Annotated in this window: 16 protein-coding genes; 8 read left to right on the forward strand and 8 right to left on the reverse strand. The window is 66.3% G+C overall.

The annotated features are described in order from the left end of the window. Positions 1-255 precede the first annotated feature (255 nt). Positions 256-1815 (forward strand): glycoside hydrolase family 17 protein, encoded by a 1560-nt coding sequence (locus AC066S_RS25510; protein WP_164718589.1) that lies wholly within the window; start codon positions 256-258, stop codon positions 1813-1815. On the opposite strand, the gene AC066S_RS25515 is transcribed toward AC066S_RS25510, so the two are convergent. The 3 genes from AC066S_RS25515 to AC066S_RS25525 all read right to left on the reverse strand — a co-directional run bounded on the left by AC066S_RS25515 (position 1775) and on the right by AC066S_RS25525 (position 4218). Further along, on the reverse strand, positions 1775-2155 hold the full coding sequence (locus AC066S_RS25515; RefSeq protein ID WP_126257582.1) for a hypothetical protein: 381 nt from the start codon (positions 2153-2155) through the stop codon (positions 1775-1777). The genes AC066S_RS25510 and AC066S_RS25515 overlap by 41 nt on opposite strands. Positions 2156-2269: 114 nt before the next feature. Continuing rightward, on the reverse strand, positions 2270-2710 hold the full coding sequence (locus tag AC066S_RS25520; protein WP_126257583.1) for an MgtC/SapB family protein: 441 nt from the start codon (positions 2708-2710) through the stop codon (positions 2270-2272). Between the two features lie 137 nt (positions 2711-2847). Then, a complete protein-coding gene (locus AC066S_RS25525; RefSeq protein WP_478270916.1) occupies positions 2848-4218 on the reverse strand; it encodes a hypothetical protein in 1371 nt (456 codons plus the stop codon). Between the two features lie 168 nt (positions 4219-4386). Between AC066S_RS25525 and glmU the strand changes: the two genes are divergently transcribed. After that, positions 4387-5742, forward strand: coding sequence for a bifunctional UDP-N-acetylglucosamine diphosphorylase/glucosamine-1-phosphate N-acetyltransferase GlmU (glmU, locus tag AC066S_RS25530; RefSeq protein ID WP_478270917.1), 1356 nt, complete (start codon positions 4387-4389; stop codon positions 5740-5742). 8 nt (positions 5743-5750) lie between these two features. Here the strand turns inward: glmU and AC066S_RS25535 are convergent, their stop codons facing one another. Then, a complete protein-coding gene (locus tag AC066S_RS25535; protein WP_126257586.1) occupies positions 5751-5969 on the reverse strand; it encodes a hypothetical protein in 219 nt (72 codons plus the stop codon). A gap of 220 nt (positions 5970-6189) precedes the next feature. Between AC066S_RS25535 and glmS the strand changes: the two genes are divergently transcribed. The 4 genes from glmS to panE all read left to right on the forward strand — a co-directional run bounded on the left by glmS (position 6190) and on the right by panE (position 10964). Beyond that, positions 6190-8016 carry a glutamine--fructose-6-phosphate transaminase (isomerizing) gene (gene glmS, locus AC066S_RS25540; protein ID WP_478270918.1) on the forward strand — a complete coding sequence of 609 codons (1827 nt, stop codon included), beginning with the start codon at positions 6190-6192 and terminating at the stop codon, positions 8014-8016. 84 nt (positions 8017-8100) lie between these two features. Beyond that, positions 8101-8871, forward strand: a complete 771-nt coding sequence (locus tag AC066S_RS25545) for a DUF502 domain-containing protein (protein ID WP_126257588.1) — start codon at positions 8101-8103, stop codon at positions 8869-8871. 104 nt (positions 8872-8975) lie between these two features. After that, positions 8976-9833 (forward strand): NAD(P)-dependent oxidoreductase, encoded by an 858-nt coding sequence (locus AC066S_RS25550; RefSeq protein ID WP_478270919.1) that lies wholly within the window; start codon positions 8976-8978, stop codon positions 9831-9833. Positions 9834-10034: 201 nt separating this feature from the next. Beyond that, positions 10035-10964, forward strand: coding sequence for a 2-dehydropantoate 2-reductase (gene panE, locus AC066S_RS25555; protein WP_478270920.1), 930 nt, complete (start codon positions 10035-10037; stop codon positions 10962-10964). Here panE and recG read toward each other — a convergent pair. Further along, complete coding sequence (recG, locus tag AC066S_RS25560) at positions 10961-13069, reverse strand: ATP-dependent DNA helicase RecG (RefSeq protein ID WP_126257591.1); 2109 nt, start codon at positions 13067-13069, stop codon at positions 10961-10963. The genes panE and recG overlap by 4 nt on opposite strands. 216 nt (positions 13070-13285) lie before the next feature. Between recG and AC066S_RS25565 the strand changes: the two genes are divergently transcribed. Next, the gene (locus tag AC066S_RS25565) at positions 13286-13576 is read left to right on the forward strand and encodes an FAD assembly factor SdhE (RefSeq protein WP_126257593.1); all 291 of its coding nucleotides are present in this window, start codon (positions 13286-13288) and stop codon (positions 13574-13576) included. Beyond that, a complete protein-coding gene (mfd, locus tag AC066S_RS25570) occupies positions 13573-17094 on the forward strand; it encodes a transcription-repair coupling factor (RefSeq protein WP_478270921.1) in 3522 nt (1173 codons plus the stop codon). Before AC066S_RS25565 ends, mfd begins: the two co-directional genes overlap by 4 nt. 148 nt (positions 17095-17242) lie before the next feature. On the opposite strand, the gene AC066S_RS25575 is transcribed toward mfd, so the two are convergent. The 3 genes from AC066S_RS25575 to AC066S_RS25585 form a co-directional block, all read right to left on the reverse strand. Beyond that, the gene (locus tag AC066S_RS25575; protein ID WP_135171172.1) at positions 17243-18466 is read right to left on the reverse strand and encodes a GGDEF domain-containing protein; all 1224 of its coding nucleotides are present in this window, start codon (positions 18464-18466) and stop codon (positions 17243-17245) included. A gap of 85 nt (positions 18467-18551) precedes the next feature. Next, positions 18552-20054: an AMP-binding protein gene (locus tag AC066S_RS25580; RefSeq protein WP_135171171.1), complete on the reverse strand. Its 1503-nt coding sequence runs from the start codon at positions 20052-20054 to the stop codon at positions 18552-18554. A gap of 4 nt (positions 20055-20058) precedes the next feature. Next, positions 20059-21921: an extracellular solute-binding protein gene (locus AC066S_RS25585; RefSeq protein WP_478270922.1), complete on the reverse strand. Its 1863-nt coding sequence runs from the start codon at positions 21919-21921 to the stop codon at positions 20059-20061. Positions 21922-22137 lie beyond the last annotated feature (216 nt).

Genomic DNA, 22137 nt, shown 5'->3' on the forward strand with positions numbered 1-22137 from the left:
TCGGAGTCCATGACCTGTATTTGGAATTTTGTCCAGCAAAGTCACGATGCTAGGGCCCGGTCGAACGGCCGCAGCCCAATTCCTCGGGGCGGGAGCGGATCCGCCGAGCGATCGGCACTTGGGCACCCCCTTGGCACCCCCCTTGGCAGACGGCGTGCAAGCAGGTAATCGACGGACCCTTCGCGGAGGACGGAACCGATTTCTCTTCGTACGCCACTGGCGCTTCTGCTCGTTTCACTGGGTGCGATTGCTGCCGTGTGGTGGTGGTTGGCGACGCCGATCACGCTCGCGCGCGCCCCGATCGACCCTGCCGACAAGGTCCAATGCGTCTCCTACGCGCCGTTCCGCGGCGAGCAGACGCCGCTGGAGGCGTGGACCCATATCGAGGCCGAGCAGATCGAGCAGGATCTGCGCCAGCTCAAGCAGATCACCGACTGCGTCCGCACCTATTCGATGGAGAACGGGCTCGACCAGGTTCCGGCGATCGCCGCCAGGGTCGGCGGGCTGAAAGTGTTGCAGGGCATCTGGCTCTCCAGCAACCGCACCAAGAACTACGAGCAGGCCGGGCTCGCCATCCGCCTCGCCAAGCAATTCCCCGACATCATCACCACGCTGATCGTCGGCAACGAGGTGCTGCTGCGCGGCGAGATGACAACAGCGGATCTCGTTTCCCTCATCCGTCTGGTGAAGACGCAGGTCAGCGTGCCCGTCACCTATGCCGACGTCTGGGAGTACTGGCTGAAGAACCGCGAGGTCTCCGACGCCGTCGACTTCGTCACGATCCACATCCTGCCCTATTGGGAGGATTTCCCGGTCAAGGCGAAGTTCGCCTCCGCCCATGTCGAGACGATCCGCGAGCGCATGGTGGTGGCGTTCCCCGGCAAGGAGATCCTGATCGGCGAGACCGGCTGGCCGAGCGAGGGGCGCATGCGCGACGCCGCGCTGCCGTCACGGACCAATCAGGCCCGCGTGGTCTCGGAAATCCTCGGCCTTGCCAAAGCGAACAAGTTCCGTGTCAATCTGATCGAGTCCTACGACCAGCCCTGGAAGCGCAAGCTGGAAGGCACCGTCGGCGGCTATTGGGGCCTGTACGATTCGGTGCGCCGGAGCCTGAAATATCCGCCGGGCGAGCCGATCAGCAATTTCCCGTACTGGAAATGGTACATGGGCGCGGGCATGGGCCTTGCCGTGCTGGTGTTCGCGGTCGCCATCATCACGCTGCGCCGGCGGCCGTGGACGCCGCGCTTCTCGGCCTGGCTCGGCGTCGGGATCTCGGCAACGACGGCGGGGAGCCTGCTCGGGATCGGTGCCGACAAGATGTATTACGAGAGCTACGGCATCGGCGGCTGGCTGCTCTGGGGCGCGCTGCTGCTTGCCGGCATCCTGTCGCCGATCTTCTGTTCGCAGGCCATGGTGATCGGCCGCAGCCTTCCGACCTTCCTCGACCTGCTCGGTCCGCGCGAGGGGCGCAAATGGTCGAAGCTCACCGCCGTTCTCGGCCTGACGCTGGCGGTGACCGCAGTGATCGCGGCCGCGACCGCGCTCGGCTTCGTGTTCGACCCGCGCTACAAGGATTTTCCCTACGCCGCGCTGACGATGGCGGTGGTGCCGTTCGCGCTGCTGATGCTGAACCGGCCGCAGATCGGCCAGCGTCCGATCGCGGAATCGGTGTTCGCGGGCGTGCTGGCGCTGTCGGCCGTCTTCGTGCTCTTCAACGAAGGCCGCGACAATTGGCAGTCGCTGTGGACCTGCACGATCTACCTGTTGTTCGCGCTCACGCTGTGGCGGGCGCGGGCCGAGCAAATCCAAGAATGAACAGGCCGATCGCAAGGCCCGACAGCACGACATTGTAGAGCACGATGCCGAGGCCGGCCGCGACGATGCCGACCGTGAGCAGCACGATCGACGGCCGCATCAGGTTCAGCGTCGCAACCACCAGCGCGACGATGCCGAACACCGAATTCTTGAACAGCACGGTCGAGACCGAGCGCGCCTTGCAGAGCAGCGTCTGAAGCCCGGCGTCGCAGGCGAGAGCGACCTGCGACAGCTCGATCGCGAGGTAGCGCAGATAAAGCGCATAGCCGACGGAGGCGAAGCCGACGACGATCAGGAACTGCACCTGGTAGGGCGTGAGGCGGAAGGGCTTTTTTGTCATGGCGGCAATATGGTCGCGATGGCGCGGGCAGGCAACAGGGCAGGCGATGTTTCTGTTGGTCCGGCTCGCTCTAGACGTGCGCAAGCAGCCGTCAAAGCCGCCGGGGGGCCAAACCTATTTCAGTCCCAGCCGGCGCTCGACCCAGCCGAGAACGAACAGCACGAGCAACGTCACCGCGATCGCAGCGCCGACGAGCAGCCAGGCGCCCAGCGCGCATGCGATTCCGAGCCCCGCCGCGATCCAGACGGTCGCCGCGGTCGTGAGGCCGTGAACGGTTTTCGCCTTGCTGTCGTGCAGGATGACGCCGGCGCCAATGAAGCCGACGCCGGTCAGCACGCCCGTAACGACGCCCTGGATGACGCGGGAGATCGCATCCGGGTGGTCGCGCAAATTCTGGAACTCGATCACGGCGATCGACACCAGCGCGGAGCCGAGCGACACGAGCGCGAGCGTTCGCATCCCCACCGGCTTGTCGTTCATGTCGCGGTCGATGCCGATCAAGAGGCCTGTTCCGGCCGCGACGAGAAGCCTCAGCACATCATCAAGTTCATTCATCGAAGCCCGGGAGTTTCGGAAGGTTGAGGCGCCGCTGGGGCGCGCCGTGAATGAACGCAAACGGGCTGCAAAAGGACAGCTCAGGTCCTAGCGTCCGATCGCCGCATGCAAGAGGCTTTCGTCGGAGACGGGGCGTCCTATCGCCTGAAGAACGACGACAAGGTCGATGTCGCCGATGCGGTCTCCGGCTTCGCCGGCGCCGGCGCCGGCTGTGCCGCAGGAGCGGGCGCGGGCTCCTCGCGCTTGGTGCGTTTCGAAGTGTAGCTGCGGCGGCGCTGCGGCTTCTCGGGCTTGGCGCTGGGCGCGGTTTCGGCTTGCGGGGCCGCGTCCTGATTCTTCTCCGCGTTCTTCTCCTGAACCCTGTCTTGCGACTTCTCTTGTGCCTTGTCCTGGGGTTTGTCTTGCGCCTTTTCCGAGCCACGCATCGACAGGCGCTGGCCGTCGAACACGGTGGTCTCGCAGTGACGATTGCTCTCGGCAAGGCTCGCGCAGAACTTCGCGGCGGCGGCGGCATTGACGAGCGGGCCGGCACCGAGGCGGAGCTGCATGCCAAGCCCTGTCGTGCCTTCCTTGATCATGATGATCGGTCGCAGCGCTGCGATTTCCGGATTGGATTTGGTCACGCCGCGCCAGAGCGCGCGCAGGCCGTCGACCGAATTGGCGCCGCCGAGATCGATCGCGAAACGCGTCTGTTGAACCGCGATCGCGGGCGATTCGCTCTCGGTTGCCTCCGATGGCTTGGCGGCTGCCACGACGGCTTCGGTCGGCGCGGGCGCCGGCTCGGCCTTCTTCTCGGCGGCCTTCTCGTTCGTCTCCGGCTGCATCAATTTCGATGCGGCCGGATCGGGCGGCGCCATGATCGACTTGGACGGGACCAGCGGAATGGTCGGCAACGCTGAATTCATCGCCGGCGATTGCTGCACGAGCGAGGCGGCCGCGGCGGTCTGCGGCGGCGGCTCCTTTGCCGCTTCCTTCGGGGGATCCTTGAGCGTGTCCTTGGCGGCCTCGGTGCGAGGCTTGTCGGCGGCGGAAGCAGGCGTCGAAGCAACCGGCGCGACGCTGGGGGCTGCGGGCGCAGCATCCTGCGTCTTGCCGGCCTGCGGCGGCGGCGGCGGGGTGGTCTGCCTGGCGATGGCGCCGGTGACGGAATCGAGCCCTTGCTCCAGCACGGTGACGCGCGAATACAGCCGGTCGCGATCCGTATTCAGCGTCTCGATAGCGGCCGTGAGCCGACGGGCCTCGTTCTGGCTCTCCCTGGTGAGCATCTGGAGGCGGTCAGCCTGGCGCGCCAGATCGGCGGAAGCAACCTGGTCGCGCCGCCAGCCGAGCTGGGCCTGATTGGCCAGCACCGCGATGGTGACCGCGCCCACGGCCGCCACGCCCCACGAGCCCAGACGCCACATCAGGCGGCGATCGAACGCGCTTTCCTCAGCCAAGAGTCCGGAGAACAGTCCGCCGGTCTCCTTGGCGCCGAAGGCATCCGCCAGTGGGTCGGAATCCTTTGCCATGAACGTTAAGTGCCCAGCCCCGAAGCTTCCCCGAATCAATCAAGGAACATTAACAGGAAATGCGTGCCGCACTTGAATTCCGGGCGTTTGCGGGGGTAGCAAGGCGGCAGCTCTTGAGGGCGGCCCGCCTGCCGCGCCATTTGATTCGGCCGAACCGACAGGATTTCGATGACCGCCCGTTCCAGCCTCACGATCGTGCTCGCCGCCGGCGAAGGCACGCGCATGCGCTCGAGCCTGCCGAAAGTGCTGCATCCGGTCGCTCACCAGACGCTGCTGGCCCACGTGCTCGGCGCGGCGCCGAAGGGAACCGGCAGCTCGCTCGCGGTCGTGATCGGTCCCGACCACCAGGCGGTCGCGGACGAGGCGAAGCGCATCCGGCCCGACACGCTCACCTTCGTGCAGGCCGAGCGGCTCGGCACCGCGCATGCGGTGCTGGCGGCGGGCGAGGCCATTGCGCGCGGCGCCGATGATCTGCTGATTGCCTTCGGCGATACGCCGCTGATCTCGGCCGAGACCTTTGCGCGGCTGCGCGCGCCGCTCGCCAGGGGCGCTGCGATCGCCGCGCTCGGCTTCCGCGCCGCCGATCCCGCCGGCTACGGCCGCTTCATCGTCGAGGGCGAACGCCTGGTCGCGATCCGCGAGCAGGCCGATGCGAGCGCCGACGAGCGCAAGATCGATCTGTGCAATGCCGGCGTGATGGCGATCGACGGGCGCCGGGCGCTTCAAATCCTTGGGCAGATCGGCAATGCCAATTCCAAGGGCGAATATTATCTGACCGACGCGGTCGAGATCGTCCGCAAAGAGGGATGGGAGTCCGTCGTGATCGAGACCAGCGAGGACGAGGTGCGCGGCATCAACACCAAGGCGCAGCTCGCCGAGGCCGAAGCCGTGATGCAGACGCGCTTGCGCAAGGCGGCAATGGAAGCCGGCGTCACCCTGATCGCTCCGGAGACGGTTTATCTCGCCGCCGACACCGAGTTCGGCAAGGACGTGACCATCGAGCCGTTCGTGGTGATAGGCCCCGGCGTCTCGATCGCCGACGGCACCGTGATCCATTCCTTTTCGCACATCGTGCAGACGACGCTGGGCAAGAACGTCTCGATCGGCCCGTTTGCGCGGCTTCGGCCCGGCACCTCGCTCGGCGACGGCGCGCGGATCGGCAATTTCGTGGAGACCAAGGCGGCGACGCTGGAGGCCGGCGTCAAGGTCAACCATCTCTCCTATATCGGCGATACCACGGTCGGCGCCAATTCCAACATCGGCGCCGGCACCGTCACCTGCAACTACGACGGCTTCAAGAAGCACAAGACGGTGATCGGGCAGGGCGCCTTCGTCGGCACCAATTCTTCGCTGGTCGCGCCGGTCAGAATCGGCAACGGCGCCTATATCGGATCGGGCTCGGTGATCACGCACGACGTGCCCGATGACGCCATGGCGCTGGAGCGCAACCAGCAGACCATCCGGGAAGGCGGCGCGGCGCGTTTTCGCGAGGTGAAGACGGGCGGCAAGAAGCCGGAGAAATGAGCTTTCCGCTATTCGTCGTCGGCGAATTCGGAGAAGATCGCGCGGGTCAGGCGCCAGCCGCGCGGCTTGGCGCGCTTGACCGGCTCGCCTTCGGGATGCTTCATGAAGACGGGCTTGCTTTCCTTGCCGCGCTGGGGCGGCGGCCAATGTGCGAGATGCGTGCCCGTGGTCTCGCTGGCACGCAAGTACGTCGATGACAGACCTTTGCGGTCGGACGAGCCTTTCATGGCCTCACTCTCCTGAGCCGGAATCGTTGGCCAAATATGTTGACAGCAAGTTAATGTGCGCGGTCCAAGGCCGGCCAATTCGACGCAGGAGAAGCTCAGGTTGCGGTCCGTGCTGTCTCAATCCGCAATAATTATTGAGTATCTGGTTGCTTCTGAATTTCGCTAAAAACCGGACGTGTCGTTTAGGCGATTTTTCGACGATTTGGGGGATAGTGTCCGCATGTGCGGGATTGTCGGCATTCTCGGGCGCGAGCCGGTTGCAGAGCAGCTGGTGGATTCGCTCAAACGTCTTGAATATCGCGGTTACGACTCAGCGGGGGTCGCGACGCTCGAAGGCGGGCACCTCGAGCGCCGCCGCGCCGAGGGCAAGCTGAAAAACCTGGAGAAGCGGCTCGAAGCCGAGCCGCTGAAGGGCACCACCGGCATCGGCCACACCCGCTGGGCCACCCACGGCAAGCCGACCGTCAACAACGCCCATCCGCACGCGACCGAGCGCGTCGCTGTGGTCCACAACGGCATCATCGAGAATTTCCGCGAGCTGCGCGAGGAGCTCGAGAAGAACGGCGCGGTGTTCAACACCGAGACCGACACCGAGATCGTGCTGCATCTGGTCGACGATCTCTTGACGCGCGGCAACAAGCCGGTGGAAGCGGTGAAGCTGGCGCTGGGGCGCCTGCGTGGCGCCTTCGCCCTCGGCTTCATCTTCGCAGGCGACAACGATCTCATGATCGGCGCCCGCAATGGTCCGCCGCTTGCGATCGGTTACGGCGACGACGAGATGTATCTCGGCTCCGACGCCATCGCGCTCGGCCCGTTCACCGACACGATCAGCTATCTCGAGGACGGCGACTGGGTCGTGCTGACCCGCAAGAGCGCTTCGATTTTCGACAAGGATGGCAATGCCGTCCAGCGTGACAAGATCAAGCACGCCGCCTCGACCTCGCTGGTCGACAAGGCCAATTACCGCCACTTCATGGCCAAGGAGATCCACGAGCAGCCGGAAGTGGTCGGCCACACGCTGGCGCGCTACGTCGACATGGCGAGCGAGCGCGTCTCGCTGCCGGTCAAGCTGCCGTTCGACTTCAGGAACGTCCAGCGCATCAACATCACGGCGTGCGGCACCGCGAGCTATGCCGGCTTCGTCGCAAAATACTGGTTCGAGCGCTTTGCGAGGCTGCCGGTCGAGGTCGATGTCGCCTCCGAATTCCGCTACCGCGAGGCGCCGCTGCGCAAGGGCGATCTCGCCATCTTCATCTCGCAGTCGGGCGAGACCGCGGACACGCTGGCCGCGCTGCGCTATGCCAAGGCCGAGGGCGTGCACACGATCGCCGTCGTCAACGTGCCGACCTCGACGATCGCGCGCGAGAGCGAGACCGTGCTGCAAACGCTAGCCGGCCCCGAGATCGGCGTCGCCTCGACCAAGGCCTTCACCTGTCAGCTCATGGTGCTGGCCAATCTTGCGATCGCGGCCGGCAAGGCGCGCGGCGAATTGTCCGACGAGGACGAGACCAAACTGGTTCACGGCCTGGTCGAGATTCCGCGCCTGATGGCAGACGCGCTCACCACCGAGCCTCAGATCGAGAAGCTCGCGCATCGGATCGCCAAGTCGCGCGACGTGCTTTATCTCGGCCGCGGCACCAGCTTTCCGCTCGCGCTCGAAGGCGCGCTGAAGCTGAAGGAGATCTCCTACATCCACGCCGAGGGCTATGCCGCCGGCGAGCTCAAGCATGGACCGATCGCGCTGATCGACGAGACCATGCCTGTCGTCGTCATCGCGCCTTACGACCGGGTGTTCGAGAAGACCGTCTCCAACATGCAGGAGGTCGCCGCCCGCGGCGGCAACATCATCCTGATGACGGACGCCAAGGGCGCGGAAGAGGCGACCGTCGAGTCCCTCGTCACCATCGTCATGCCCGACATGGCGGCGGCGTTCACGCCAATGGTCTATGCCGTCCCGGTGCAGCTGCTCGCCTATCACACGGCTGTCGTGATGGGCACCGACGTCGACCAGCCGCGCAACCTCGCGAAATCGGTGACTGTGGAATAGGCAGGCGGGATATCGGCCGGTCGTGGTCTTCCAAAATCTGCTAGAAGACCCTAGCTTGTGTGCTGCGACCGACCTGGAACCCGAATGACCCCCCGCGACGACGCGCCTGCGCCTCTTGATCCCGTCCCGGAACCGCATACCGGCCTGATGGGCCGCTTCCGCAATTATTTCCTGACCGGGCTCGTCGTCACAGGGCCGATCGCGATCACGCTGTACCTGGTCTGGTGGTTCGTCACCTGGGTCGACGGCGTGGTGCGGCCCTTCGTGCCGCTGGCCTACCGGCCCGAAACCTATCTGCCGTATGTCGTTCCCGGCTGGGGACTGGTCGTCGCATTCTTCACGCTGACGCTGGTCGGCTTCCTGGCGGCCAATCTGATCGGCCGCACCCTGGTCGATGTCGGCGAAACGCTCCTCGGCCGGATTCCGGCCGTGCGCGCCATCTACCGCGGCCTGAAGCAGGTGTTCGAGACGCTGTTCTCGGGCAAGGGCTCGAGCTTCCGGAAGGTGGGCCTGGTCGAGTTTCCGTCGCCGGGCATGTGGTCGATCGTGCTGATCTCGCAATCGCCGAATGAAGAGGTCGCGCGCAGCCTGCCGGGGCAGGAGGAGCACGTCTCGGTGTTCCTGCCGTGCTCGCCGAACCCGACCACCGGGTTCTTCTTCTACGTGCCCAAGAGCAAGATCGTCGAAGTCGATATGAGCACGGAGGATGCCGCGACGCTGATCATGTCGGCCGGCGTGGTGCAGCCGGGCTCGGCGCCCGATCCGAAGAAGGCCGCGGCACTCGCGGGCATGGCGAACGCCGCGCGCATCGCCAATGCGTCGGCGATGCAGCCCGAGCCTGCGAAGGTGGAGTAGAGCCATTCCGTTGCGGGATGGCGTCGGTCACGCGCGCGTTGGCATGCTCTGCTAGTCTCCCGTCGAGCCGAGCGCCTCGCTCGGCGTTCGATCTGGAGTGCATGATGTCCAAGACCATTGCGATCCTCGCGCCCGGCGCCATGGGCAGCGCCGTCGCCCGCCGCCTCAGCGAGCATGGTGGGCGCGTGCTGACGTCCCTGACCGGGCGGAGCGAGGCGACGCGCAAACGCGCGGCAGATTGCGGCATGATCGGTGCCGATGACGATGCGATCGCTGGCTCCGACATCATTCTTTCGATCGTGCCGCCCGGGGAAGCCGTCGCGCTGGCCAAACGGCTGGCGGCGCTGATCGTCAGGCGCGAGCACAAGCCAATCGTGGTGGATTGCAACGCCGTCAACGTCGACACCGTGCGTGGGATCGAGGAGATCATCGGCTCGGCGCAGGCGCCGTTCGTCGATGGCGGCATCATCGGCTTTCCGCCGCAGCCAGGCGGCAAAAGTCCTGCGTTCTACGTGTCCGGCGAGCACGCCAAGGACGTCGCGGTGCTGAAGGATTTCGGGCTCGACGTGCGGATCGTCGAAGGCCCGGTCGGCGCCGCCTCGGCGCTGAAGATGTCCTATGCCGGCATCGTCAAGGGCCTCGCCGGCATCGGTTCGGCCATGGTGATCGCGGCAACCAAGGCGGGCGCCGCCGATGCGCTGCGCGACGAGCTGGCACTGAGCCAGCCCGCGATCCTGGCGCGGCTCGAGGTCGCGCTGCCGGACATGATTCCGAAAGCCTATCGCTGGGTCGCGGAAATGCGGGAGATCTCCGGGTTCCTCGGCCCCGATCATCCGGCCAACCAGATCTACGAGGGCTTTGCGCGCTGGTTCGAGCATCTGGCGGATGATGCGAAGGGCGAGGCGGTGGATGCCACGTTGCTGAAGGCGTTTGCCGCGGGGAACGCGCGGAAGAAGACCTGACGTACCCACGTTCGCTCCCGCAAGGTTTGCGGTTGCGGTGTGCGGGTTTCTATCCACGCGTCATTGCGAGCGCAGCGAAGCAATCCAGAGTCCCTCCGCGGAAAGATCCTGGTTGCTTCGCTGAGCTCGCAATGACGGAGATGAGACGCTGCGGAGCCCATCTGCTATTGTGTTTGCGGTTCTTCTGAGACGGGAGTTCGAATGAGAGTGCTTGTCATCGGCGCGGGCGCGCTCGGCGGCTATTATGGCGCTTGTCTCGTCCGGGCAGGCCGCGACGTGACCTTTCTGGTGCGCGAGAAGCGGGCCGGTAAGCTGCGGCAGAACGGATTGCAGGTGGTGAGCCCGCACGGCGACTTCGTGGTGCAGCCGAAGATCCTTCTGGCCGGCGATCTCAGGGAGGCCTTCGACGTCGTGCTGGTCGGCGTGAAAGCCTACTCGCTCGACGACGCGATGAGCCAGTTTGCGCCCGCTGTCGGCCCCCACACGATGATTTTGCCGATCCTGAACGGGTTGAAACACATCGACGCTCTTACAGCCAGGTTCGGCGCCACTCGCGTCCTCGGCGGTCTCGCAAATGTCAGTGCCGGGCTGGACGCGGATGGCCGGGTCCTTCACTTCATGGCCAACCAGACCATCGTCTTTGGCGAGATCGAGGGCGCCTTAAGTGAACGCGCCCTCGCGCTGGAGACATTGTTCGACGTTCCCGGTATCGACGTGCGCGCCAGCGAGGCGATCACGCACGACATGTGGGAGAAGTTCATTCAACTCTCGACGATCGCGGGCATCACCTGCCTGATGCGTGCAAGCATCGGCGACATCCTGGCCGTGCCCAACGGCGAGCAGTCCATCTTCCGCCTGTTCGCGGAATGCTGCGCGGTTGCCACAGCATCGGGATATGAGCCGCGCGCGCCGTTCATCGAGTTCGACCGCAAGCTGTTCACCACCCTGGATTCGCCGCTGAAGGCCTCGATGCTGCGCGATATCGAGCGCGGCTCGATGACCGAGTCCGAGCACATCCTCGGCGATATGGCGAACCGAGCCCGTACCCTGGGCATCGAGACGCCGCTATTGGATCTGGCCCGCGCGCATGTTGCGGCCTACGAGGTCGGGCGACGAAGGGCTGCGAGCTAGCCCGCCCCGATCAGCGGGATCGCTTCGTCGCGTTCGTAGAGATACAGCAGGCACCGCAGCGCCTCGCCTCGCTCGCCTTTCAGCTTCGGATCGTCCTTCAGGATGCGCAGCGCCTCGTCTCTCGCCTGGGCGATGAGCTGGCCGTGAACCTCCGGGCGCGCGATGCGGTAGCCGGGCAGGCCGCTCTGGCGCACACCCAGCACGTCGCCTTCGCCGCGCAGCTTCAAATCTTCCTCGGCGATGCGGAAACCGTCGGTGGTCTCGCGGATCACCTTCAGCCGGGCCTTCGACATCTCGCCGAGCGGCTCCGAATAGAGCAGGATGCAGGTCGAGGCCTCCGAGCCGCGTCCGATGCGGCCGCGCAGCTGGTGCAGCTGGGCAAGGCCAAAGCGCTCGGCGTTCTCGATCACCATGATGGTGGCGGCGGGAACGTCGACGCCGACCTCGACCACCGTGGTCGCGACCAGGAGCCCGATCTCGTGGGCGGCGAACTGGCCCATCACGCGGTCTTTTTCCGTGCCCTTCATCTGGCCGTGGACGAGGCCGACACGATCGCCGAAACGCTTTTGCAGGCTTTCGAAACGCTTGGTCGCGTTGGTGAGGTGTTCGGTGCCCTCGGCCTCGGACTCCTCCACCAGCGGACAGATCCAGTAGACCAGTTTGCCCGATTGCAAGGCACGGCCGACGCCGTCCATGACCTCGCCGAGCCGGCTCATGGCGACGGCGCGGGTGTCGATCGGCTGCCGGCCGGCGGGCTTCTCGCGCAGCTCGGAGATGTCCATATCGCCGAAATAGGTCAGCACCAGCGTGCGCGGGATCGGCGTCGCGCTGAGCACCAGCACGTCGACGGCTTCACCCTTGGACGTCAGCGCGAGCCGCTCGCGCACGCCGAAGCGGTGCTGTTCGTCGACGATGGCGAGCGCGAGGTCGTGGAAGGTCACATCGTCTTGGATCAGCGCATGGGTGCCGACGAGCAGGTCGATCTCGCCTGCGGCGAGCTGCGTGATGATCTCGCGCCGTTCCTTGCCTTTCTCGCGGCCGGTGAGGATCGCAACGCGCATGCCGGCACGCTCGGCGAGCGGGGCGATGGTCTTGATGTGCTGGCGCGCCAGGATTTCGGTCGGCGCCATCAGCGCGGCCTGCTTGCCGACCTCCGCGACCGCGGCCGCCGCGAGCAGCGCCACGACGGTTTTGCCCGAGCCGACGTCGCCCTGGAGCAGGCGCAGCATGCGCAGCGGCTGCTTCAGGTCCTCGGCGATGGCCGCCGCAGCGCTGCGCTGGGATGGCGTGAGCGCGTAAGGAAGGGCGTCGATGACCCTGTTGCGCAGATGTCCGTCGCCGGCATTGCGCACGCCGGCGGGGCGACGCAACTGTGCGCGGATCAGTGCCAGCGCGAGCTGGCCGGCCAGCAGCTCGTCGAAGGCGAGGCGCGACCAGAACGGCTGGTCCGGCAATATGTCGGTCAGCTCGACCGGCTGGTGCACGCGGGTGAGCGCTTCGGTGACCGGCGGGAAGTGGCAGCGCCGCAGCACCTCCGGGCTGATCCATTCGGGCAGCGCCGGCAGCTTCTGCAGCGCCTGCGCGATCGCCCGGCGGAGCGAGCCGAGCGCGAGGCCCTCAGTGAGGGGGTAGACCGGATCGATGCCCGAGAGCTTGGCGATCGCTTCCTCGTCCAGCACGCGGTCGGGATGCACGATTTGCGGGATGCCGTCATACATCTGCAGCGTGCCGGAGACGTAGCGCTTCTCGCCGACGGGCAGCAGCTTTTCGACATAGCCCGGCTTGGCGCGGAAGAAGGTCAGCACGACGTCACCGGTGTCGTCGCTGGCATAGACCAGATACGGCGCGCGCGCGTTGCGCGGCGGAGGCGGGCGATGACGGTCGACAATGACCTCCAGCGTCACCATGGTTCCCTGCACCGCGTCGCGGATCTTTGGCCGCGCCCGGCGGTCGATCACCTGGCTCGGCAGATGCAGCAAGAGATCGACCAGCCGCGGCGTCTCGCTGCGGCTGAGCAGGTACTGCAGCAGCTTGTCCTGCTTCGGACCGACGCCGGGCAGGCTGGTCACGGCAGCAAACAGCGGATTGAGCAGGCTGGGGCGCATCAGTGGAATCTAAGATTGTTCCTGGCCGTCATGCCCGGCTTTATGCCGGGCATCCACGTCTTTTTTGCAGCCCCACGTGGATGGCCGGGACGAGCCCGGCCATGACGGACGGGATGAGCGACTTGTCGCAACAAAGGGCTGACACGGCCACCCCGAGTGGCTATATCACCCCGGCCCGGCACGTCCGGGCTTTCTGCGTTTGACTGGATTTGAGACATGACGGGAACGACACGATCGAGCAGCGGGCTGGACGATCGCCGCAAGCGGCTTTTGTTCCGCTGCTGGCACCGCGGCACGCGCGAGATGGACCTGATCCTCGGCCGCTTCGCCGATGCCGAGATCGGCAATCTGTCCGATGACGAACTGGCGCAGCTCGAGCGGCTGCTCGATCTCAACGATCCCGATCTCTATGCCGCCATCACCGCCGACAAGGTCCTGCCGGCTGATGTTACCGGTGCGCTGTTCGCCCGCATCAAGGCCTATCCGCTCGCGGACGGCGGCGTATGAAACAGGGGATGAAATCTCCGGCCGAGCTGCTCGCGCCCGGCCGGGCGCTGACGCTTGCCAATGTCGCGGAAGGCGCCGAAGGCCTCGTGATCTCCGATCTGGCCCGGGCCATCGCGGCGCGGCCAAAGAAAGCGGCCGTCAGCCTTGCCGTGATCTGCCGCGACGGTCCGCGCATGCAGCAGCTCGAACGCGCGCTGCAATTCTTCGCCCCCGACCTGCCGGTGTTGACCTTCCCGGCCTGGGACTGCCAGCCCTACGACCGCGTCTCGCCGCATGGCGGCATTTTGGCGCAACGCCTGACGACGCTGGCCCGGCTTGCCTCGCTCACCGGCAGCGACAAGCCGCTGATCGTGCTGACCACGGTGAATGCCGCCGTGCAGCGCGTGCCCGCGCGCGAGCTGGTCGCGGCGCAGGCGCTGTCGGTGGCCCCGGGCAATGTCGTGCCGATGGACACCATCGTCGCCTGGCTCGAGCACAACGGCTACAACCGCTCCTCGACCGTGCGCGAGCCCGGCGAATATGCCGTGCGCGGCGGCATCCTCGATCTGTTTCCGGCCGGCCTCGAGCAGCCGGTCCGCTTCGATTTCTTCGGCGACAGCCTGGAATCGATCCGCTCCTTCGATGCCGAGACCCAGCGCACGTTGCTCGATATGCGCTCGCTCGACCTCGTGCCGGTCTCGGAATTCCAGCTCGTCACCGACACCATCCGCCGTTTCCGCATGGGCTACGTTGCCGAGTTCGGCGCGCCCGAGCGCGACGATGCGCTGTATGAGGCGGTCAGCGAGGGCCGCCGCCATCCCGGCATGGAGCACTGGCTGCCGCTGTTCCAGGACCGCATGGACACGCTGTTCGACTATCTGCAAGGCGCGCCGATCGCGATCGAGCCGCAGGCCGAGGACGCCGTCCGCGAGCGCTTCAAGCAGATCCAGGACTATTACGAGGCCCGGCGCGATGCGATGGAGCATCCCGGCGGCGGCGCGATCTACAAGCCGCTGCCGCCTGATCGGCTTTATCTCACCAGCGGGGAATGGGCCGAGCGCGAGAGCGGCATGCCGCTGGTGCGGTTGACGCAGTTCTCGGTTCCGGCTGACGGGACGAGTGTCGTCGACGCCGGTGCGCGCAAGGGCCGCGACTTCGCGCCGGAGCGCAACGACACCAATGTCAATGTGTTCGAATCCGTGGTCGGCCACGTCATGGCGTTGCAGGCCCAGCGCAAGAAGGTGGTGATCGCGCTATGGAGCGAAGGCTCGCGCGACCGCATGACCTCGATGCTGCGCGACCACAAGCTGGCCCATACCACCAGCGTCAACTCCTGGCGCACCGTGCAGGCAACCCCGCGCAACGAGACCATGCTCGCGGTGCTTGGCCTCGAGAGCGGTTTCGAGACCGACGAGATCGCGCTCATCAGCGAGCAGGACATCCTCGGCGACCGCCTGGTGCGGCCGCGAAAGGCGAGCCGCAAGCTCGACAATTTCATCTCGGAGGTGACGAGCCTTGCCGCCGGCGACATCGTCGTCCATGTCGACCACGGCATCGGCCGCTTCATCGGCCTGCAAACGCTCGACGTGGCCGGCGCGCCGCACGACTGCCTCGAGCTGCATTATGCCGCCGAAACCAAACTGTTCCTGCCGGTCGAGAACATCGAGCTGCTGTCGCGTTACGGCTCGGACCAGACCAATGTCGAGCTGGATCGCCTGGGCGGCGGCGGCGGCTGGCAGACCCGCAAGGCGAAACTCAAGAACCGCATCCGCGAGATCGCCGGCGAATTGATCAAGATCGCGGCCGCGCGCCAGCTGCACGAGGCGCCCAAGCTCCCGGTGCAGCCCGGGCTCTACGACGAGTTCTGCGCACGCTTCCCCTATGACGAGACCGAGGACCAGCTAGGGGCCATCGAAGCCACGCTGAAGGATCTCGAACTCGGCCGTCCGATGGACCGGCTGATTTGCGGCGACGTCGGCTTCGGCAAGACCGAGGTGGCCTTGCGCGCGGCGTTTGCCGTGGCGCTCGAGGGCAAGCAGGTCGCCGTCGTGGTGCCGACCACGCTGCTGGCGCGCCAGCACGCAAGGACCTTCGCCGAGCGTTTCAAGGGCTTTCCGGTCAACGTCGCGCAGGCTTCGCGCCTGATCGCGGCCAAGGAGCTGAACCAGGTCAAGAAGGGCATCGCCGACGGCTCGGTCGACATCGTCGTCGGCACCCACGCGCTGCTTGGCAAGGCCATCAAGTTCCGCGACCTCGGCCTCGTGATCGTCGACGAGGAACAGCACTTTGGCGTCACGCACAAGGAGCGGCTCAAAGCGCTTCGCTCCGAGGTGCACGTGCTGACGCTGTCGGCGACGCCGATCCCGCGCACGCTGCAACTCGCGCTCACCGGCGTGCGCGAGCTCTCGATCATCGCTTCGCCTCCCGTGGATCGCCTCGCGGTGCGCACCTTCGTCGCTCCGCACGATCCCTTGATGATCCGCGAGGCATTGTTGCGCGAGCGCTATCGCGGCGGGCAGGCGTTCTACGTGGTGCCGCGCATCGACGACCTCGCCGAGGTCAAGGATTTCCTCGACAAGAACGTGCCGGAGATGAAGGTCGCGGTCGCGCACGGCCAGATGCCGCCCGCCGTGATCGAGGACATCATGACCGCGTTCTACGACGGCAAGTTCGACATCCTGCTGTCGACCACGATCGTGGAATCCGGCCTCGACATTCCCAACGCCAACACTCTCATCGTGCACCGCGCCGACATGTTCGGCCTCGCCCAGCTCTATCAGCTGCGCGGCCGGGTCGGGCGCTCCAAGCTGCGGGCCTATGCGCTGTTCACGCTGCCGGCGCAGCAGAAGATCACGGCGCAGGCCGAGCGCCGGCTCACCGTGCTGCAATCGCTGGAGACGCTCGGCGCCGGCTTCCAGCTCGCCTCGCACGACCTCGACATCCGCGGCGCCGGCAACCTGCTCGGCGAGGAGCAGTCCGGCCACATCAAGGAGGTCGGCTTCGAGCTCTATCAGTCGATGCTGGAGGAGGCGATCGTCAACCTCAAGGCCGGCGTCTCCGAGCCCGCCGCTGACCGCTGGTCGCCGCAGATCACGATCGGCATGCCCGTGCTGATTCCGGAGGACTATGTCGGCGATCTCTCGGTGCGGCTGTCGCTGTACCGGCGCCTCGCCGATCTCGACACCGAGGAGGAGATCGAGAACTTCGGCGCCGAGATGCGCGACCGCTTCGGCGTGCTGCCGGACGAGGTGCGCTACCTGTTCAAGGTCGCCGCGATCAAGGCGTTCTGCCGTAGGGCCAATGTCGAGAAGATCGACGCCGGCCCGAAGGGCGCCGTCATCGCCTTCCGCGACAATTCCTTCGCCCATCCCGACCGCCTCGTCAGCTTCATCCGCAGCCACGGCCAGGCCGCCAAGGTGCGGCCCGACATGAAGGTTGTCTTCCTGCAGGATTGGGAAACGCCTGAAGAGCGGCTGGCCGGCACGACGGAAATCATGCGTCAGCTGGCGCAGCTCGCCGAGAGCAAGAAGGCGGCGTGAGCGCGAGGCGAGATGCTGTAGGGTGGATTAGCCGAAGGCGTAATCCACCATCTTTGGTTGCCGCGAGCAGAAAAGTGGTGGGTTACGCCCCGCGCCTGCGCTTCGCGCAGTCGCAAGGCTAATCCACCCTACAGCAGCGAGGTTGTGGTTACGACGCCGCCCTTGACGCATCCGCCGACAGTCGCGCCAGCAGCGACCTCGCCGTATCCGAGGGCGACAGCGAGTCCACGCTGACGACGGGATCGCTGCGCATCTCGTGCTTGCCGTTCGAGGTATGCCGCATCACCGCCGACAGACGCCGCGCGATCATATGCGCCGTGCGGAAGTCGGTCTCCGCGAACACGACGATGACCGAGCCGTCCTTCTGCGCCACGCCGAAATCCATCTGCCGCATCAGGCGGCTGAGGATGCGCGCGGCGTCGAGCTGGGCGCGGGAATTGCCGGGGTCGAAAGCAAAACGCGCGACGGACAGACCGCCGCCGCGGGCCAGCGTCTGCTCGACCGCCTTGGCAAAATCGCGGGCGAAGGCTTCCACGGTGAGCAGGCCGCTGCGCGGGTCGAGCCAGCCGCCGGCATCGATCGAGCGCAGCGTGCGGCTCAATTGGGCTTCCATCGCGTGCTGGCGGATCAGGGGCAACGCATTGGCCGCGACCTTGGCCGGCTCGCCAGGGATCAGCTCGAGATTTGGCAAATCGTAAGTCTGCGTCAGCTGATGCGCGGTGACGATCACCGGCAGGCTGCGGAAGCGGGTGTCCTCGGCGAGTACCGTGAGAAAGGCATCGGTGACGCGCGCGGTAAAACCCTCGGCAAGGACCACGCCGTCGAGGTCGCGGGTGTTGAGGTGCTTCGCGGCGGCCTCGATCGAGAGCGCGCCGACGACGCCGACGCGTTCGCCGAGCGCGACGGACAACGCGGGGTAGGCGGCGCCGCGGCCGATCAGCAGCACGGTGGCATCGCGGGCGGGATCACCTTGCGGCAGCGCGACTTTCACTTCGGGCAGCCGGCGCAGCACCGTGGCATGGAGCGTGCGCACGCGCAGTGCGGCGCGAAGCCGTGCGATCAGGCGGTCGGGATTGCCGCCGCGCGAGGAGAAGGGCAGGGCGTTGTGAGGCAGCGTGCCCGCCGCATCCACGGCGACAAAAGGAAGATAAGGCGATTGCTCGGCGATCTTCCTTGCCAGCGCAGCCAGATGCGGCTCGTGTCCGCCATGCATCGCAGCGAGAATGGCCGCTGGCTGCACCTCTTCGACCGCGCGTGCCGCGCTGGCCCAGTCGGTATCGACCACGGGAAACAGCCGGGCCTCGTCCAGCGCCCCGACGAAGGGCGGCCGATCGGCATTGGACACAAAGAGGATCGGGCCCGCCTGGGACATTGGGAAACTCTGATGACGCAACAGATGCCGCGCAATCTAGTTCGGCCGCCTTAATGCGGCGTCAACATATCCGGCGAAACTGCGCCTAGACCGGCCCGGAGCGATCGCGAAAAGCTTCGACCATCAGTGGGTTAAGCCCGAGCTCGCTGAGCGCCTCGCGGGCGCGGGCGTTGTCCTGGGCACGTCCGGCCAGCCTGTGGCCGGAAAGCCGGTCGGGCAGCGCGGTGAGGAGGGCGCCCTGGCCGAGCCGGCGGGCCCATTCCTGCAAATCGTTGGAGAGGAAGCGGTAGCCGCCGACGGCCATGATGCCGGAGGGGGGCGCGGTGATGCAGATTGCGCCGCTCGGGCGGTCGAGCCGCGCGGCATAACCGGTGTCGACATAGTCGCGCGGCGGCTGCGCCGTCAGGGTTTCACCGACCGGCTGCGGCGGGGCATAGGCCGCAATCGGCACCATCGCGCCGCGCAGGCCGAGCGTGCCCTTCGGCGTCAGCAGGATTTCGCCGGCAATGGAGGAGCCGGACTGCTCACGCGGGGCGCCGTGCGGCCCGGGCATCACCGCGACCGGCATGCCGTCCTCGCCGCGGCGGGCACCGAACAGGCCGGCCTCGCCGAACAGATAGACGTCGGTCAGCGGTGCATGCGGGGCGATCCAGGCATCGCTCGCGGCCACCTGCTCGGGCGCGCGCCACAGACCGATGACGTTGCGCAAGGACGGCATCCGCGCCGCCAGGTCGGAATCGCCGAGCCGCAAGGCCAGCTGCGCCGGCGCGATCAGCACCTCACAACCATGCTCGTTGATCTGCTGCTCCAGCACCTCGATCTCGAAGGGATGATGCAGCGCCAGGGCGCCACCGGAGAGCAGCCAAACTGCGAGCGAGGAGGCGAGGCCGGCGAACGACATCGGCGCGAACGCCGCCATCAATGTCGCGCCCTGCCGGATGTCGGCTTCCAGCGACATCGCCAGCCCGCCGGCGATCAAGCTGAAATGCGGCCGCGGCACCGGACGAAAGCCTTCCGCGGTGACGTCGAAGGAGATCATCGCCGCCTTGCGGCCGTCCTGGATCACGGCCCGCGTGGTCCCTGGCGGACGCGTCAACACGTCGTCGAGCGACGCCATGCCTTCGGGCAGGTCGGTACCGAAGCCGCAGACGTGACGGATCGAGAAGGCCTCGGCGGCCGCATGCATCGCGAGGTCGGCATAGCTCGTGCCGTCGACCTTGCTCATGGTGACGATGGCACGGGCCGCGGTGCGGTTGAGCGCGGCGGTCAGCTCCGCATGGCGCCACAAGAGCGGCAGCACGGCGACGACGAGGCCGGCGCGATGGGCGGCGAGCACCGTCAGCACGAACTCGATCGTGTTGGGCAGCTGGATCGCGATGACAGAATTGGCCGGCAGGCCCGATTCGACGAAATGTGCCGACAGCGCCTCGATGGCGGTGTCGACCTCGGCATAGGTCATCCGCCGCGGCTGGTGCCCGGTGATGCGTGCCTTGTTGAGGGGATCGAGCAAAGCGAGCGCATGCGGCTGCCGGATCAGCGTGCGCTGAAACAGCGTGTCGAGCGTCGGCGATATTGCTGGCTGGTTCACGGCGTCACTTCGCTTGAGTGGCTTGCTTCTGCCCCTTCGCCCACCAGGTCTCCGGCAAATAGCCTGAGAGCGAGGTGGCCTTGGGCCGTTCTATCCGATTCCAGCGCGCGATCCATTGCTCGGACACGTTAAACAGGGGGATTGTGTAGAAGCCCGAGATCAGAGCGCGGTCGAGCGCCCGCACCGACGAGACGAAATCCGTATGTTCACGGGCCTCGAGCAGGGCGGCGATCATGGCATCGACCGCCGGATCCCTGGCGCCCATGTAGTTGCGGGTCCCCGGATTGTCCGCGGCCGCGCTGCCCCAGTAGAAATATTGCTCGTTGCCGGGCGACAGCGACTGGTCCCAGCGGTTCTGGATCATGTCGAACTCGTAAGCGAGACGGCGCTGGTCGAACTGCACGGGATCGACCGAGCGCACGCTCGGCTCGATGCCGGCCCGCTTGAGATCGCGCTGGAACGCGAGTGCGATACGCTCCTGGTCGCGGGTCGTGACCAGGATCTCGAAGGTGAAGGGCGCTCTCGTCGCGCGGTTGCGCAGCACCGTGCCATCGAGATCGTAGCCGGCCTCCGACAACAGTTTCAGCGCCGCGCGCAGCGTCGTGCGGTCGCGTCCCGATCCGTCGGTCACGGGAAGGCGGTAGCTGCCATCCATGATGTCGGGCGCAATTCGAGCGGCGAACGGTTTGAGAAGCTCACGTTCGGGCGCGTCCGCCGGCCGGCCATAGGCCGAGAGGTCGGAGCCGGCGAAATAGCCGGCAACGCGCGAATAGAGCCCGAAAAAGTAGTTGCGGTTGACCAGCTCGAAATCGAACAGCAGCGTCAGCGCCTGACGCGCGCGGATGTCGGCGAAGATGGGGCGGCGCGTGTTGAACACCAGGAATTCGGAGGGCTGCGGCAGGCCCGGCTTCACGGTGTCACGGACCACCTCGCCGCTTCTCGCGGCCGGAAAGTCGTAGCCGTCGTGCCAGCGCAGCGGTTCGTGCTCGACGCGGAAATCGTAGAGGCCGCGCTTGAAGGCTTCGAACTGGCCGTTGGCCTCGCGAAAATAGTCGAGCCGGATCTCGTCGAAATTGTAGAGCCCGCGATTGATGGGCAGGTCGCGGCCCCAATAATCGGGATTGCGGGTCAGCGTAACGCTGGCGCCTGCCTTCACCGCCGTGACCCGATAGGGGCCGGAGCCGATCGGGCTCGTCAGCGTCGTCTCCTCGAAGGTTGCGACGTCGACCGCGTGCTTCGGCAGGATCGGCATCAGGCCGAGGATCAGCGGCAGCTCGCGATCATTGGCGCCTGCGAGGTCGAAGCGGACGGTGAGGGGATCGGGCGCCTCGGCCTTGACGACCTTGGTGTAGTATTGCCGGTGGTTCGGCCGGCCGTGGTCGCGCAGCAGCTGCCAGGAGAACAGCACGTCCTCGGCCGCGACCTGCTTGCCGTCGGAGAAACGGGCGCGCGGATCGAGACGGAACGTGACGAAGCTCCGCTCGTCATTGGTTTCGACGCTCCTGGCGAGCAGGCCATAGAGCGTGAACGGCTCGTCATTCCCGCGCGCGAGCAGGCTCTCGACCACGTAGCTGCGCATCTGCTGCACGGCCAGTCCCTTGACGATGAAGGGATTGAGGCTGTCAAAGGTTCCGAGAATACCCCAGGTCAAGCGGCCGCCCTTGGGCGCATCCGGATTGACGTGGGGCATATGGGTGAAATCGGCTGGCATCGCCGGCTTGCCGTGCATGGCGATGGCATGGGCCTGCTCGGCCCGTGCCGCGACCATCGACACTCCGCCACCAAAGCCCAGGACAAGCGCAGAGGCCAGCACCAGGACGCAAAGGCGGACACCGGGGCCCTCGACGAGGCGTTGGAACATGAACATCAGCACAGGTTGATTCGAGGACGGGCGCGCCTCGAATCCTATCACAGGGAATTTCCCCGGACGCGGCTGCGGGTGTGGCCAAAGGCGCTTGTCGGCATTGATCTTTTCGTCGGCCACGTTAAGAAGGCACCCGATCGCGCAAGAGCGTCGAGCCCGTCACTTATCCGCCTCAATTGACGGGGAGAGAGCCGCGCCCAACGCGGCCAGGTTCGATGC

Source organism: Bradyrhizobium sp. CFUWI, assembly GCF_056429085.1.

Bases quoted from the DNA above. Each gene is read 5' to 3' on its own strand.
- AC066S_RS25515 (WP_126257582.1), bottom strand. From the start codon at position 2,155: ATGACAAAAAAGCCCTTCCGCCTCACGCCCTACCAGGTGCAGTTCCTG.
- AC066S_RS25520 (WP_126257583.1), bottom strand. From the start codon at position 2,710: ATGAATGAACTTGATGATGTGCTGAGGCTTCTCGTCGCGGCCGGAACA.
- AC066S_RS25525 (WP_478270916.1), bottom strand. From the start codon at position 4,218: ATGGCAAAGGATTCCGACCCACTGGCGGATGCCTTCGGCGCCAAGGAG.
- glmU (WP_478270917.1), top strand. From the start codon at position 4,387: ATGACCGCCCGTTCCAGCCTCACGATCGTGCTCGCCGCCGGCGAAGGC.
- AC066S_RS25535 (WP_126257586.1), bottom strand. From the start codon at position 5,969: ATGAAAGGCTCGTCCGACCGCAAAGGTCTGTCATCGACGTACTTGCGT.
- glmS (WP_478270918.1), top strand. From the start codon at position 6,190: ATGTGCGGGATTGTCGGCATTCTCGGGCGCGAGCCGGTTGCAGAGCAG.
- AC066S_RS25545 (WP_126257588.1), top strand. From the start codon at position 8,101: ATGACCCCCCGCGACGACGCGCCTGCGCCTCTTGATCCCGTCCCGGAA.
- AC066S_RS25550 (WP_478270919.1), top strand. From the start codon at position 8,976: ATGTCCAAGACCATTGCGATCCTCGCGCCCGGCGCCATGGGCAGCGCC.
- panE (WP_478270920.1), top strand. From the start codon at position 10,035: ATGAGAGTGCTTGTCATCGGCGCGGGCGCGCTCGGCGGCTATTATGGC.
- recG (WP_126257591.1), bottom strand. From the start codon at position 13,069: ATGCGCCCCAGCCTGCTCAATCCGCTGTTTGCTGCCGTGACCAGCCTG.
- AC066S_RS25565 (WP_126257593.1), top strand. From the start codon at position 13,286: ATGACGGGAACGACACGATCGAGCAGCGGGCTGGACGATCGCCGCAAG.
- mfd (WP_478270921.1), top strand. From the start codon at position 13,573: ATGAAACAGGGGATGAAATCTCCGGCCGAGCTGCTCGCGCCCGGCCGG.
- AC066S_RS25575 (WP_135171172.1), bottom strand. From the start codon at position 18,466: ATGTCCCAGGCGGGCCCGATCCTCTTTGTGTCCAATGCCGATCGGCCG.
- AC066S_RS25585 (WP_478270922.1), bottom strand. From the start codon at position 21,921: ATGTTCATGTTCCAACGCCTCGTCGAGGGCCCCGGTGTCCGCCTTTGC.